Genomic DNA, 13,511 nt, shown 5'->3' with positions numbered 1-13,511 from the left:
TTCCGTCGCCGAAGAGCGACTCCCACCCACATGGATCTTGAGTCGGTACAGACCGCCGGGTCGCGTTGACGTCTGCCTCTTGGATCGTCCGAACAGGCCCCTCGAACCGTGCTCCGGTCACGCGGTATCCAGGCGGCGCCGGTACCGCTGCGGAGACTCGCCGACCACGCGTTTGAATGCCGTACTAAATGTGCTTTCGGATGCATAACCCAACTCGAACGCAAGAGTTGAGATCCGCACATCACTGTCGCGCAGTGAACGCCGCGCGAGCAACATGCGCCACTGGCTGAGGTAAGTCAGAGGGGGTGTGCCCGCCGTCTTGCGAAAACGCTCGGCGAATGACGTGCGCGACATGGCGGCAGCCCGGGCGAGGTCCTGTAGTCCCCATGGCTTCTCCGGGTGGTCGTGGATGAGATCGAGCGCAGGCCGCAGTTGTGCGTCTTTGAGGACGCTGAGCCATCCGGGAGGCAGGTCGGTACGGCTGACATAGGCACGCAGTACCTCCAGCAGCAGGAGCTGGCCGTGCTGCCGGATCGCGAACGCCGATCCCACCCGCCGTCCGGTGACTTCGTCGAGGAGACGGCGGAGAATGTCGTGCAGGGGCGCGGCATCGGCGGCGGCGCGTATGTGCGTCACGGGCTCCAAAGCGTTGAGCAACAGCGCCCGTCCGGCTGGGGCGATGTCGATACGCCCGCCGACGACGACGTCGTCGACCTGTCCATCGGCGGCGCGTAGCCGAGCCGAGGAGAAGTCCTCCTCGGGCAGGATCTCGCGCTGTGGGCTGTCACCAGTGCCTCCTTTGAGTTCTAGCCAGGACCTGCCATTCAGAACGGCTACGTCTCCTGGCCGGAGTAAGACGGGCGCGTCGACTCCGTCGGTGGTGAGCTGCGCCTGGCCGTACACCATGGCGATGAGCTTCAACGGGATGTGGACCTCGCCGCGGGTGAACCACCGGCCCCGTGCTGCGAACCCGCCGGACGCCACCCCGCAGACCTCAACGAGGTCGAGGACTTCGGACAGTCGATCAACGGACATGCTCGTACTCTGTCAAAAGAAACTAGGACGCACAACTATTCAGAGTCCGCCCCGCATGGCAGAACATGGAGGTATGACACAGAACATCGCGCACAGGCAACACCCGATCGGCTCAGGGTTCACCGCCTCGTCGACCGCGGACGAGGTCCTGGTCGGCCTCGACCTGTCCGGAACGAACATCGTCGTGACGGGGGGACACGCAGGGATCGGCTTCGAGACGACCCGCGCGCTCAGCCGTGCGGGTGCGTCGGTGACGGTCGGATCACGCGACCCCGAACGTGCTGCGGCAGCGCTGATCGGGATCGAGCGAGTAGAAATCGGCAGTCTCGACCTTCTTGACACCGCGTCGATCGATGCCTTCGCGGGCCGATACGCCGGATCCGGTCGGCCGTTGCACGTCCTGATCAACAATGCGGGCCTCCCGGCACCGCCGAATCTGGTCCGGGACGCCCGCGGCTACGAGGCGCAATTCGCGACGAATCATCTCGGACACTTCCAACTCACGCTCGCTCTGCTGCCTGCCCTGCGCGCCGCTCACGGCTCCCGCGTCGTCAACGTCACGTCGGGCGCGCACCGATTCTCTGACGTCCTGTGGGATGACCCGACTTTCCGAGCCACCGCCTACTCCCCTGGCCTCGCCTACGCACAATCCAAGACCGCCAACATCCTCTTCACCGTCGAACTCGATCGACGGTACGCGCCGGCCGGCATCCGCGCATACGCAGCCCATCCGGGCGTCGTAGTCGGCACCGGCTTGAACAGCGCCTCCGGCGAGGAAACACTCCGAGCCGAAGGACTGATCGACGAGAACGGCAAGCCCGTCATCGATCCCGAGCACGGGAAGAAGACACCGCAACAGGGAGCGAGCACCATCGTATTCGCCGCGACGAGCCCACTGCTCACCGAGATCGGAGGCGTGTATCTCAAAGACAACGACATCTCACCCCTGGACGATGAGCCCCGACCGATGTCCGCGCTTGAGCCTCCCTCCGAAGTCATCTCACACGCCATCGACCCACAGTCCGCACAACGCCTATGGGAACTGAGCGAAAGGCTGCTGAGCTCCCCTCTTGGATCAAACTAGTGTTTCGTGATTCTGTTGTCTTTACGTGAGCCGAATAGATTTCTAGGGCCTGGCGCAGGTGACTGATTGATTCGGCGGGCTTGTCGAGTGCGTGCAGGCATGACGCGATGCCGCGCAGAGCGTTCGCCTCTTCCAGGCTGTTCTGGGCTTCGTTGGCGGCGTGCAGGGCGGCATTGTGGTGCTCCAGCGCGGTAGGGGTTTGGCCCTGGTGCAGTAGCAGGACGCCGAGGGCGTTGTTGACCTCGGCGCTTCCGAGCCGGCTGCCGACGTCCTGGTAGATGTCGCGGGCTTCGGCCAAGGCGATAGCAGCGCCTTCCAGTTCGCCGGTCAGCTGCCTGGTTACGCCGAGCGCGGTGCAGCCCGGCCAACTGCGGCGCGCACACGGTCCACGTCGACGGGAACGTGCTGGAGACCTCCGCGCGGACGACGACGGCGGCGACGGATACATCTCGTAGATCGAGATCCTGCTCGGGACCTGGCCCGGGTGCTCTACGACGACACCCGGGATGGTGTCGAGTACATGTTCGGCGACCGGATCGCCGACCTCACCCAGGACACGGACGGCCAACTCCAGCGGCGGCGGTAACTCGTGGGACATCGGCGGCACATGGACGCTGGCGAGCACCAACCCAGCACCATTACTGGTCCGCGCAACGCGGACGGCTCGATCCCGTGTCCACCTTCCCGCGGCCCCGCCAACGGCGCCAACGCCGGTGCCCGCTCCTGACCCGACAGCTACCTGCCGGAGCGGCCGGCCGTTCCCACCAGAATCCAAGACGCCTCCCCCAGGCTTGGCCCGGGAGAAGGAGGTGATGACTGATGGCGAGAATCGTCGCACGGATCGGCTCCGCGGCGGCCGCGCTCGCGGCCGCCGCGATGGTGGCGGCGCTCGTGGCCGGGATCGAGGTCCGGGACCCGCCGCCGACCACGACGCCGGGCCTCGGGGTGCAGGAGTTTCCCGACCCGCCCCCAGAGAAGGACCGGGGATGACGGATGGGGGCGAGCCCGCGGGCTCGCCCCCATCTTCCCGCTCGTTCAGGCCGCCCGGGGCGGGTGCAGGTAGTGGTTTCCGCCCGGCACGGCGAAGTGGTGGAAGGACACGTTGACGCTGACCTCCCGCGCCTTCACCCAGTGCCACCAACCCGCCGGTATGAGCACCGCGTCGCCCGATTCGAGCACCGCCTCCAGCACCGTGGCGTCGGCGTAGAGGGGGTGCGACTCCAGATCGGGGTTGCCCGCGTCGACGTGGCTGTACGTGCCGCCCCGCGGATACACCAGGTGCCGCTGGTACGAAGGGACGAGCCGGATCAGCTTGCGCCCCACCACCTGGCACAGCAGGATGTTCATGTTGTCGTGGTGCAGCGGCGTCACCGTGCCGGCCGGCCCGAGCAGCAGGGTCAGGGTCTCGGGCAGCAGCCGCGGGTCGACGACGCCGGGGATCGCCCGCACGTCGGAGACCATGCCGCCCAGGCCGTTCTGCCAGTTCTCGTTGCGCGGCACCATGTAGTAGTCGTTGGTCTCGCCCCCCGACTCGACCATCGTCAGGTACTCGCCGAACGACATCCGGGCGCGGTGGGCGTCGTGCTGCCAGGCGTGCTCGGGGTTGGCGTCCCGCCCGGTCATCACCTCCACCTCGACCGCACCGAACCGCTGGCGCAGGTTCGCCGGGGTCCACTGCCGCGCGGGCCACTGGTCGGCCACACCGGCGAACACCGCCGGCCGGTTGGCGTAGTAGTACCCGAAGAACTCCTCCGGCCGTGCCCCGGTCACGCGGGGCAGCGTGTGCTGCCCGGCCTTGTCCCGCAGCTCGCTGTAGAGCTCGAGCAGCGACTCCGCCCATCCGTAGCGGCGGCCGATCCGCACCGCCGCCGCGACGTAGGGGTCGTCGAGCGCCCTAGCGACCTCGGCCTCGACGGCCTCCCCGGGCAGGCCAGCCTCGCGCAGCGCCTCGACGACCTGCTGCCGGGGTACGCCCAGCGCCAAGTTCTCCGCCGTCCAGGAGCGCCAGTGCGCGGGCACCTCGACCCGCGCACCGGCCTCGACAGTCGCCGTCAACGCTGAGCCGGCAACGGCAGCGGCCGCCGCGGGGACCGGGCGCTCAGGGTGATGCAGTCGACGTAGTTGTTCTTGACCTGGCTCTCCAACTCCAGGTTGTCCATCACGGTCGGTGCGGGCAGGGCGTGGCGAGAGCGTTCGACATTCGAGGTAGTCATGGGCTCACGCTGCCCCACCACACTTGGATTTCTCTGGGACGCTCACGCCTCCAGCAGGCGCATCAGCCCGTCCCGGGTCAGCTCCCGGCCACGCGCGCGCTGCGCCTCGAAGCGCTCCGGTGGCAGCGCGGCGCGTACCACCGCGGTGTTGGTCGGGCTGTCCACCGGGTCCATGCGCTCCGGAAAGTAACCGATCGGCTCGCCCCACGCCTCCACCAGCCCGAGCACCGCCGCCGTGCCATCGGCGCGGCCCGCGCGGGCCATCGCACCGGCGAGCGTGTGCAGCACGACAAGCAGGCTGGTCAGATCGTGCCGCGGGTCGGCGAGCCGCACCACGTCGAGCAGCTGCTCCATCGCCCGTTCGGGCTCACCGAGGTCGACACTGACCTTGCCGGCGATCCAGCCAGAGGAGATCTCCGCCCAGGCGTGACCCGACTCCCGAGCGAGCCGGCACGCCTCGTCAAGCTCGGCGCGGGCCCGCCGTGGATCACCGGAGGCCCGGCTCAGATGACCGCGTACCATCAGCGACTCCGCCCGCGCCCACGGCACCGGCCGGCTGGCGGCGAGCCGCACCGCCTCGTCCGCGAGCGGCAGGCCGGCGCCGAGGTCACCGGCGAGGCCGAGGAAGTAGGCCAGATAGGTAGTGCTGGTGGTGAGCGCCTCCGCGTCGCCTGCCTCGCGGGCGAACCGCCGCGACTCCCGCATCGCCGCGACCGCTTCGGCGTGCCGGCCGATCAGGTAGTTCAGCCCGCCGACGCCGAACAGTGCGCGGGACTTCGCCCGCCACAGCTCCGCCGAACGCCCTCCCCGGACGGCCGCGAGGCACCGCGACGTCCACCGCAGGCCCTCGCCGATCTGCCCGGTCCGGTACCAGAACCAGCTCAGCGCGCCACAGATGCTCGGCGAGGATCTTCCTGGCGCGGCGCAGCACCGCGAGCGCATCGGCGGCGCGGCCGGCCCGGTACAGCGCCATCGCCAGCAGCTCCCAGCCGCGTTCGCGCAGTGGGTGCTCGGTCACGAGCGCCTCGAGCTCGCCGATGACCATCTCCGCCCGCCCGAGATCGAGTAGGGCGGCGAGCCGAAGCTCGACCGCGGTCGAGCGCAGGGCGTCGAGCCGGGCCACCTCGGGCACCGCGAACGTCATCTCCGCGAGGTCCGCGTAGGCGGGGCCGCGCCACATGGCGAGCCCGTCGTCCAGCGCGGCGACGGCCTCGGCCGTGCGGCCCTGTTCCACGAGCCGCTGTGCCTGCGTCACCAGGAGGGTGAACCGCTCGGCGTCCACCTGGTCCGGTGCCACCCGCAGCGCGTACCCCTGGCCCTCCCGCACCAGAAGACCGCCGCTGAACCGGGGCGGCCGATCCGGTTCCAGTGCCCGCCGCAGCCCGGCGACATAGCCGTGCAGCGTCGTCCGGCTCGCGGGCCGCACGCCGTCGCTCCACACCAGCGCCTGCAACCGCTCCGCCGGAAGCACCCGGCCTCGCGCGACCAGCAGCGCGGCGAGCACCATCCGCTGCCGCCGCCCGCCAAGGTCGACCTGGTCACCGCCGCGCCGGGCGGCGAGCGGGCCCAGCACGGAAAGCCCAACGTGCGCCACGATGCATCCCCCAACCGATCCGGCCGGCTTCCCCCGGCGCGCACCGTCCCAGGTAGACGGTAGGTGGATCATGCGAGACCCGGACGGGCAACTACAGGACTGCGGCACTACCAGACGACGCGGGGTCCTTCGACGGTGAGGTTGAGGAGCCGTCGGGATGCGCGGATGCGTAGCCCGCGGTGGTCGTGGTCACGTCGGCTGCGGCGTCTGTTGGCCGGATGGCTGCTGCGACAGCCGTGGCCGCGCGCACGAAGGCGGCGACGGCTGGTGAGTGGCTGTCCTGCGGCCACGCGACGGCGAGGGTGGCTGGCTGGAGGTCGGTGACGCTCCGGTAGACGATGTCGGGCCGGGGGTGGCGTCGTGCGACCGAGGCGGGAGGGAACCAGATGATGCTGCCCAGCTCGATCAGGTTGAAGATCTGCGCCAGGTCCAGGCGTGGTCGCTGCTCGCCGTGCTGCGGGTGAGTGGTGGGGGCGGACTTGGGGCCGCCCTGGTCGGCGGCTGTTCCGTCGGGGAGCTTCTTGCCGGCGAGATCGGCTAGGCGTAGGCATGGGCGGGCGGCCAGCGGATCGGCCGCCGCTAGTGCGACCAGGCGGGGTTCGGTCAGCAGCGGTTCGACGTCTAGGTGATGGTCGTCGAAGGGAGCGTGCAGCAGCGCGATGTCGGCCTGGCCACCACGGAGGGCAGGTACCTGCTCGCCTCGTCCGCCCAGCACCAGTTCCACCGGCAGCGAGGCTTCCTCGCGTTGGTATGCGGCGAGTATCGGCGGTAGTAGTCCCGCGTCGTAGTCGGCTTTCATCGCCAGTCGGAGACCCGGTGCGGGCTGCCCGGCGTGCTGGGCCCGGCGGGCGGCCGCGGCGACGGCGTCGAGCGCGGTCTGCGCGTCGCGGAGCAGGACTTGCCCAGCGGGAGTGAGCGTGACCTGGCGGGTGGTGCGCTCCAGCAGCCGCACGCCCAGCTGGCGTTCCAGGTCCCGGATGGCCCGGGAAAGCGGTGGCTGCGCCATGCCCAGCCGCTGGGCCGCGCGTCCGAAGTGCAACTCCTCGGCGATGGCCACGAAGTACCGGAGTTGCCGGACCTCCAGATCGCTCATATCCCCAGGGTATCAATGGTGATCGGATCAGTCCTTCAGGTCCGCTGCCGCGCCCGGTTGACTGGCCAACATACGACCGGATCCTGCGGATCGGATTTACGTCCGGCACCAGGCGGTTCACGCGGGGCGCCGTCGACGTCGAACACCCTGAAGGAGACAACTGTGCCTGAGGAGCCACCGGTGTCAGTTCGGCGCCGGACCGTTCTCAAGACCGCAGCCGCAGCGGGGAGCGTCGCGGCGGTGGGGTCGGTGGCGCCGGCGCCCGCTGCGGCGCCAGCCGTGACGGTACCGGCCGGCGCGTCGGCGAAGGTCATCCTGTCGGTCAACGGTGCGCGGCACCAGGTCACGGTGGAGCCGCGGGTAACGCTGCTCGACGCGTTGCGTGACCGGATCGGACTGACCGGTACGAAGAAGGGCTGCGACCGCGGTGAGTGCGGTGCCTGCACGGTGCTGGTGGACGGCGAGCGGATCAAATCCTGCCTCACCCTGGCGGTCATGCGGCAAGGCAGCGAGATCACAACGGTTGAGGGGTTGGCGCGGGACGGCGAGCTGCATCCTGTGCAGGAGGCGTTCATCCGCCATGACGCGTTCCAATGCGGCGCGTGTACTCCCGGCCAGATCATGTCCGCGGTGGCTTGCATCGCGGAGGGGCATGCCGGGTCGGACGAGGAGATCCGGGAGTGGATGAGCGGGAACATCTGCCGCTGCGCGGCGTACCAGAACATCGTGGCGGCGGTCCGGGACGCGGGTAGGGAGATGCGCGGATGAGGGCCTTCGGGTATTCGACCGCCACCGATCCGGCTGCGGCGGTCCGGCTCGCCGCGGAGCCTGGCGCGACCTTCGTCGCGGGCGGTACCGATCTGCTGAATCTGATCCGGGACGGCGTCGAACGCCACGGCCACCTGGTCGACATCAACCGGCTGGATCTGTCCGCGGTGACCGTGGACGGCGCGGGCCTACATATCGGCGGGCTCGCCCGGATGCGGCAGGTGGCCGAAGACCGCCGGGTACGCGACGGATTTCCGGTGCTGGCACAGGCGCTGCTGGCCTCGGCCTCGCCGCAGGTGCGCAACATGGCGTCGATCGGCGGCAACCTGCTGCAACGCACCCGGTGTGGTTACTTCCGCGACGCCGGCTCGGCCTGCAACAAGCGGGTGCCGGGCAGCGGTTGTCCGGCACCCGACGGGCACAACCGGATGCACGCCATCCTGGGCGGGAGCGAGCATTGCATCGCGACGCACCCCTCCGATCTCGCGGTGGCCCTCGTCGCGTTGGGGGCGGTCGTGCAGGTGCTGGGCCCCGACGGTGCTCGTGAGGTGCCGATCGCGGACCTCTACCGGCGGCCGGGTGACACCCCGGATCGGGAGACCGTGCTGCGTCGCGAGGAGCTGATCACTCGGGTGGAGGTACCGAGCGGCCCGCTGGCGGCGCACTCACGGTACCTCAAGCTGCGGGACCGGGCCACCTTCGAGTTCGCGGTCGTCTCCGTGGCTGCGGCGCTGCGTGTGCGCGGCGGGCGGGTCGACGATGTGCGGTTGGCCTTCGGCGGTATCGGCACCACGCCGTGGCGCTCCCCGGAAGCGGAGGACGCGCTGCGCGGCCGCCGGCTGACCGTGGCGAGTCTGGCCGACGCCGGTCGTGCCCTGGTGCGCGACGCCGTCCCTCGGAACGGGAACGCTTTCAAGGTGGAGCTGGTGCAGCGGGCGCTCGCAGGCGTCCTGGGCGGATTGGGAGGCCTACGGTGAGCAGGCTGATGGGCCGGGATGTCGCCCGAGTCGACGGGCGGGCCAAGGTCACCGGCGCCGCCCGGTACACGGCGGACCAGCCTGTGGAGGGTGTACTGCACGGCTTTCTGGTGTTGAGCACGATCGCCCGTGGCGAGGTGACCGGCATCGACGTGGCCGAGGCGCGGGCCTGCCCCGGTGTGGTTGGGGTCTACACCCATCGGGAGATGCCCCGGCTGGACGTTTCGGAGAGCTTCTACCTCAAGGGTTACGCCCCGATGCAGGACACCAGGGTCCGCCACACCGGGGAGCCCGTGGCGATCGTGGTCGCGGCGACGTGGGAGCAGGCACGCGATGCGGCCGGCCGGGTCGGCGTCCGCTACCGCGCGGAGGCACCCACGGTGGCCATCGCCGACGCCCTCGACGAGGCGTACCTGCCGCCACCGTGGCAGGGCGAGCCGAACGAGATCAGCCGCGGAGACGCTGACGCCGGGCTCGCGGCGGCGGCCATCCGGGTAGACGTCTCCTGCACCGCTCCCACGCACCACCACAACCCCATCGAACCGCACGCCGCGACGGCGGTGTGGGACGGCGACCGGTTGACGCTGTTCGAAACCTCGCAGGGCGTTGTCGTGGGGCGGGAAACGGTGGCCGCCGCCTTCGGCCTGCCACCGGAGAACGTTCGCGTGATCTGCCCGTACCTCGGCGGCGGTTTCGGCTCGAAGATCACCTGGCCGCACACGCTGATCGCCGCCGCGGCCGCCCGGTTGGCCGGCCAGCCGGTGAAGCTGGTGCTGCCCCGGGCGCAGATGTACACGTTGACCGGCCACCGGTCCGAGTTTCACCAACGGGTGCGGCTCGGCGCCGGCCGGGATGGTCGGCTGACGGCGATCGTGCACACCACCACCGCACAGCAGAGCAGGACCGACGAGGCCATCTTCAACAGCAGCATCGCCAGCCACACCCTCTACGCCTGCCGGAACGTCCACATCCGCCAGGAGGCCGTCCGACTGGACATGCCCACGGCCTGCTGGATGCGCTCGCCGGACCTGGCGGCGCAGTTCGGGCTGGAGACCGCGCTGGACGAACTGAGCCACGAACTCGGAATGGACCCGGTGGAGGTGCGCCTGCGCAACCACGCCGAGGTCCACCAGCACACGGGCGAACCGTTCACCGGCAACCGTCTCGACGAGTGTTACCGGATGGGCGCCTCGGCGTTCGGCTGGCACCGGCGGTCGCGCCGCCCAGGCGTCACCAGGGACGGCGACGAGTACGTCGGCTGGGGGATGGCCACTGAGACGCACACCTTTGGGGCCTTCCCGGCGAGCGCCCGCGTCACGATCGGCACGGATGGCCGGGTGCAGGTGGGCGTGGCGACGCAGGATCTCGGCACGGGAACGTACACCGTGCTCTCCCAGGCCGCCGCGGACGCGCTCGGCGTACCGCTGGACAGCCTCACCACGACGATCGGTGACACCGCGCTGCCGCCAGCGGGCATATCCGCCGTGTCGTCGACGGTGCCCAGCGTGATCCCGTCGGTCGACCGCGCCGCGCGTGGCGCGCGCGACGCGGTGATCCGGCTGGCGGTCGCCGACCGCCGCTCACCGCTGCACGGCGTCCCGCCGCGACGGGTGCGGGTCACCGGGCGGGGCAGGCTCGCCGATGCCGAGAACCGGTCGCGGTCGGACACCTACGGCGACGTGGTCGGCCGTCACGGCCGTCCGGTGGAGGTGACCGCCAACGTGCCCAACCAGCCGGGCCACACCTACGGGGCCGTCTTCGTCGAGGTCCGGGTACACCGCCGGTACGGCAGGGTGCGGGTCACCCGGGTCGTCGGCGCCTACGACCCAGGTCGGGTGTTGAACCGGCGGACGCTGCGCAGCCAGGTGATCGGCGGTGTCACCTGGGGCATCGGGTACGCGCTGATGGAGCACACGATGACCGACCGGGCGACGGGTCGGGTGATCAACCCGAACTTGTCGACCTATCTGGTGCCCGTCTGCGCGGACGCCCCTCCGAGCATCGAGGCACTCTTCGTGGACAAACCGGATCCGGGCAGCACCGCCCTCGGCGCCAAGGGCTTCGGCGAGACGCCGATCACCGGCGTACCCGCCGCGATCGGCAACGCGATCTTCCACGCAACCGGCCGCCGCCTCCGGGACCTGCCCTTCACCCAGGACAAGCTGTTGCTGTAGGGCCTCGTCCTGGCGCTGTCCCGACCGGGCAGCGAGACGAGGGACGTCTTCGCGTGCTGACACATGACGCGAAGTTCGACGTGCCACTGCTGGAGCGGGCGCTGCGCCTGCCACTCGGCTACGTCGGCGCGATGGGCTCACGGCGTACCCACCTGGACCGGCTGAAGCGGCTGCGCGAGATCGGGCTTACCGAGATGGAGATCGACAAACTGCGCTCACCCATTGGCCTGGACCTGGGCGCACGTACCCCCGAGGAGACCGCGATCGCGGTCGTCGCGGAACTCGTCGCCAGCCGTCGCGGCGGTTGCCTGCCGCTCAGTACGCACGACGGGCCGATCCACCACGACCACTCGATCGGTGTTGTCGCGCGGCCCGCCCATGGCCAACCGCACCTGTCGCCGCCGCTGACCGCTCGTCCGACGTCGGTCATGCCGCGCCACCGCCATACGGCCACACATCCATAGAGACCACAAGGAGGACACGTGCCCACCCGGACCTCGCTGCTGGCGGCAGCGTTCGCCACCGCCGCCTCACTCTCGGCCTGCGCCACCACCAGCACCGACACCGCCGCACCGGCGCTACCGTCGAGCCGGCCCAATCCCGTCGTTGGCGGCCCCGGCCCAGCCGGCGCGACCGAGGCCGTCGTGGCGGCCGCCGACGCCTTCCTGGCCACCCTCTCCACCGAACAACGCAGCCAGACGCTCTACGACGTCACCGACCCGGCGCTGCGCCGGTGGACCTACTTCCCGAGCAGCGGCGACCGCAACGGACTGCCGTTCGGCGACCTGTCGGACGAACAGCGCGCCGCTGCCCTCGGCGTCGCCGAAGCAGTCCTCTCCAACGACGGCTACGCCCAACTGCGGGGCGTCATCGCCGCCGAGGACGCGCTCAGGGAACGCAACGGCAGCGACGACTCCGTCAGCTCCGACCGGTACTTCATCGCGCTTTTCGGCCAGCCCAGCGTTACGGACCGGTTCACCGTCCAGATCAACGGCCACCACCTCGCGGTCAACACCACCTACGAGAACAGTCGGGTCAGCCCTACGCCGGCTTTCACCGGCGTCGACCCGGTGGCCTTCGAGGTGGCCGGAAAGCGCGTCGAACCGATGCGGGACGAGGCTGACGCGGTCTCCGACCTGCTGGGCAGTCTGAACGACGACGACCGGACCGCCGCCCGTATCGATGGCGTCGACGATGTCCTTGTCGGCCCCGCCAACAACGGTGAATTCCCTCCACAGTCAGAGGGCGTTCTCCTCTCCGAACTCAGGCCAGAGCAGCGCGATCGGGTCACCACCGCCGTCCGGGCCTGGGTGGGCGACACTGACGAACGAGTCGCCGAGGTGCTGATGGATCAGTACCAGGCCGAGTATGACCGCACCCGCGTCGCCTGGGCCGGCTCCACGGATCCGGACGTCAAGGGCGCATACCTGCGCATCGACGGTCCCCGGCTTTGGATCGAGTTCTCCAACGTGGGCCGCTTCGACAACGGCGATCTCCACTACCACTCGATCTACCGTGACAAGCAGTTCGACTACGGCGCCTGAGCACGGCGAGTTCCGCCTCGCGGTGGCCCCGCTCCTGTGGCCAGCCGGCGCGTCCGTCCGCCGCTGCCGTGGGTCCTCGAAGTCGACCAGTTTGCGGCCGCACATCGCGGCGTACGAGTCGGTGACCCGGATCGGCATGGCGGTCCGCGGCTGCCGCTCGGCCAGGCCGGGCACGCGAACGCCTCCTCCAGTGCGACGTACCTCATGGCGTAGCCCCGGGTTCGGTCACCACGACGCGGGTGGTGACCGTCCTGCGGGCGAGCGCGGCCATGAGGGGCGCACCGCCGGAATCCGCCAGTGTGACGAGAAGCGAACCGCCGGCGTCGAGGCAGCAGGCGATCGGGAATTCCGGTGCGGTGTCGATGGCGGCGAGCAGCTCACCGTCGCGCAGATGCACGACCGAGTGTCCGAAGGTGGTCGCCACCCACACACCACCGTCAGTGGCCGGCCAGATGCCGTCTGGGCGAGCCGCCTCGCCGGCCAGCGCGGCCACGTCGGCATAGGGGCGGGGATCGGTCAGCAGCCCGTCCGCGCCGACCGCGAAGGCGGTCAGCCGCTGTCGTGCGGTCTCGGCGACGACGAGGGTGCGGCCGTCGTCGAGCAGGGCCATCCCGTTGGGGAACTCCACTCCTTCGGCGGCGACCGCCGCCGTCCCGTCGGGACGGACCAGGATCATCCGGCCGGGGGTGGGCTGCTCGCCCGCCGCGGCGTTGAAGGCGACATCGTCGACGTACAGGTTGCCCTGCGCGTCGCCGATCATGTCGCCGAGCGGACCGGTGACCAGACCGGACAGGTCGGCGTACGTCGTCCAGCCCTCGCCGTTCCAGACGCCGATCCGCCGGTCGTGCATGAGGGCGCCGACCAGGCGGCCGTCGGGAAGGAACCACAGGCCGTTAGGAACCGGGTCGGCGGACGACGGGGTCCATTCGCCGGATGCGTCGGTCCACAACCGGCCACCCTGCGTATCGGAGAGCCAGAGGCTTCCAGCGTGCCACCGCGGTCCCTCACCCCAGCGCATGCCGCGGGCGT

General features: G+C 70.2%; 14 protein-coding genes and 1 pseudogene. 7 read left to right on the top strand and 8 right to left on the bottom strand.

What is annotated here, in order from left to right; translation table 11 throughout:
- Positions 1-117: 117 nt before the first annotated feature.
- Positions 118-1,035 carry an AraC family transcriptional regulator gene (locus tag ACFFIA_RS32430; protein WP_377258287.1) on the bottom strand — a complete coding sequence of 306 codons (918 nt, stop codon included), beginning with the start codon at positions 1,033-1,035 and terminating at the stop codon, positions 118-120.
- A gap of 73 nt (positions 1,036-1,108) precedes the next feature.
- Here ACFFIA_RS32430 and ACFFIA_RS32425 point away from each other — a divergent pair, with 73 nt between their 5' ends.
- Entirely contained in the window at positions 1,109-2,119 is a 1,011-nt protein-coding gene (locus tag ACFFIA_RS32425; protein ID WP_377258284.1) for an SDR family NAD(P)-dependent oxidoreductase, read from the top strand.
- On the opposite strand, the gene ACFFIA_RS32420 is transcribed toward ACFFIA_RS32425, so the two are convergent.
- On the bottom strand, positions 2,031-2,567 hold the full coding sequence (locus ACFFIA_RS32420) for a tetratricopeptide repeat protein (protein WP_377258336.1): 537 nt from the start codon (positions 2,565-2,567) through the stop codon (positions 2,031-2,033). The genes ACFFIA_RS32425 and ACFFIA_RS32420 overlap by 89 nt on opposite strands.
- A gap of 371 nt (positions 2,568-2,938) precedes the next feature.
- Between ACFFIA_RS32420 and ACFFIA_RS32415 the strand changes: the two genes are divergently transcribed.
- Positions 2,939-3,109, top strand: a complete 171-nt coding sequence (locus ACFFIA_RS32415; RefSeq protein ID WP_377258281.1) for a hypothetical protein — start codon at positions 2,939-2,941, stop codon at positions 3,107-3,109.
- Between the two features lie 45 nt (positions 3,110-3,154).
- Here ACFFIA_RS32415 and ACFFIA_RS32410 read toward each other — a convergent pair whose 3' ends face one another.
- The 5 genes and pseudogenes from ACFFIA_RS32410 to ACFFIA_RS32390 form a co-directional block, all read right to left on the bottom strand.
- Positions 3,155-4,174 carry a cupin-like domain-containing protein gene (locus ACFFIA_RS32410; protein ID WP_377258278.1) on the bottom strand — a complete coding sequence of 340 codons (1,020 nt, stop codon included), beginning with the start codon at positions 4,172-4,174 and terminating at the stop codon, positions 3,155-3,157.
- Positions 4,171-4,332, bottom strand: coding sequence for a hypothetical protein (locus tag ACFFIA_RS32405; protein WP_377258275.1), 162 nt, complete (start codon positions 4,330-4,332; stop codon positions 4,171-4,173). The genes ACFFIA_RS32410 and ACFFIA_RS32405 overlap by 4 nt, the downstream gene beginning before the upstream one ends.
- Positions 4,333-4,374: 42 nt before the next feature.
- The gene (locus tag ACFFIA_RS32400; protein ID WP_377258272.1) at positions 4,375-5,274 is read right to left on the bottom strand and encodes a hypothetical protein; all 900 of its coding nucleotides are present in this window, start codon (positions 5,272-5,274) and stop codon (positions 4,375-4,377) included.
- Positions 5,237-5,839: pseudogene (locus tag ACFFIA_RS32395) on the bottom strand (AfsR/SARP family transcriptional regulator); the annotation flags it as partial. The gene ACFFIA_RS32400 and the pseudogene ACFFIA_RS32395, both read right to left, overlap by 38 nt.
- 178 nt (positions 5,840-6,017) lie before the next feature.
- A complete protein-coding gene (locus ACFFIA_RS32390; RefSeq protein WP_377258270.1) occupies positions 6,018-7,019 on the bottom strand; it encodes a LysR family transcriptional regulator in 1,002 nt (333 codons plus the stop codon).
- A 279-nt stretch (positions 7,020-7,298) separates the two neighbouring features.
- Here ACFFIA_RS32390 and ACFFIA_RS32385 point away from each other — a divergent pair, with 279 nt between their 5' ends.
- The 5 genes from ACFFIA_RS32385 to ACFFIA_RS32365 are packed head-to-tail and all read left to right on the top strand — an operon-like array spanning position 7,299 to position 12,482.
- Positions 7,299-7,787, top strand: a complete 489-nt coding sequence (locus ACFFIA_RS32385) for a (2Fe-2S)-binding protein (protein ID WP_377258333.1) — start codon at positions 7,299-7,301, stop codon at positions 7,785-7,787.
- Positions 7,784-8,764, top strand: coding sequence for an FAD binding domain-containing protein (locus ACFFIA_RS32380; RefSeq protein WP_377258267.1), 981 nt, complete (start codon positions 7,784-7,786; stop codon positions 8,762-8,764). The genes ACFFIA_RS32385 and ACFFIA_RS32380 overlap by 4 nt, the downstream gene beginning before the upstream one ends.
- Positions 8,761-10,938 carry a xanthine dehydrogenase family protein molybdopterin-binding subunit gene (locus ACFFIA_RS32375; protein ID WP_377258264.1) on the top strand — a complete coding sequence of 726 codons (2,178 nt, stop codon included), beginning with the start codon at positions 8,761-8,763 and terminating at the stop codon, positions 10,936-10,938. The genes ACFFIA_RS32380 and ACFFIA_RS32375 overlap by 4 nt, the downstream gene beginning before the upstream one ends.
- Before the next feature lie 53 nt (positions 10,939-10,991).
- The gene (locus ACFFIA_RS32370) at positions 10,992-11,402 is read left to right on the top strand and encodes an XdhC family protein (protein ID WP_377258261.1); all 411 of its coding nucleotides are present in this window, start codon (positions 10,992-10,994) and stop codon (positions 11,400-11,402) included.
- An 18-nt stretch (positions 11,403-11,420) separates the two neighbouring features.
- Positions 11,421-12,482 carry a DUF3500 domain-containing protein gene (locus ACFFIA_RS32365; protein ID WP_377258258.1) on the top strand — a complete coding sequence of 354 codons (1,062 nt, stop codon included), beginning with the start codon at positions 11,421-11,423 and terminating at the stop codon, positions 12,480-12,482.
- 202 nt (positions 12,483-12,684) lie between these two features.
- On the opposite strand, the gene ACFFIA_RS32360 is transcribed toward ACFFIA_RS32365, so the two are convergent.
- Positions 12,685-13,500 carry an SMP-30/gluconolactonase/LRE family protein gene (locus ACFFIA_RS32360; protein ID WP_377258330.1) on the bottom strand — a complete coding sequence of 272 codons (816 nt, stop codon included), beginning with the start codon at positions 13,498-13,500 and terminating at the stop codon, positions 12,685-12,687.
- Positions 13,501-13,511 lie beyond the last annotated feature (11 nt).

This window comes from Phytohabitans kaempferiae, from assembly GCF_042433955.1.
In the GTDB taxonomy this organism is placed as follows: Bacteria; Actinomycetota; Actinomycetes; order Mycobacteriales; family Micromonosporaceae; genus Phytohabitans; species Phytohabitans kaempferiae.
This window is presented reverse-complemented; position numbering and strand designations above follow the sequence as displayed.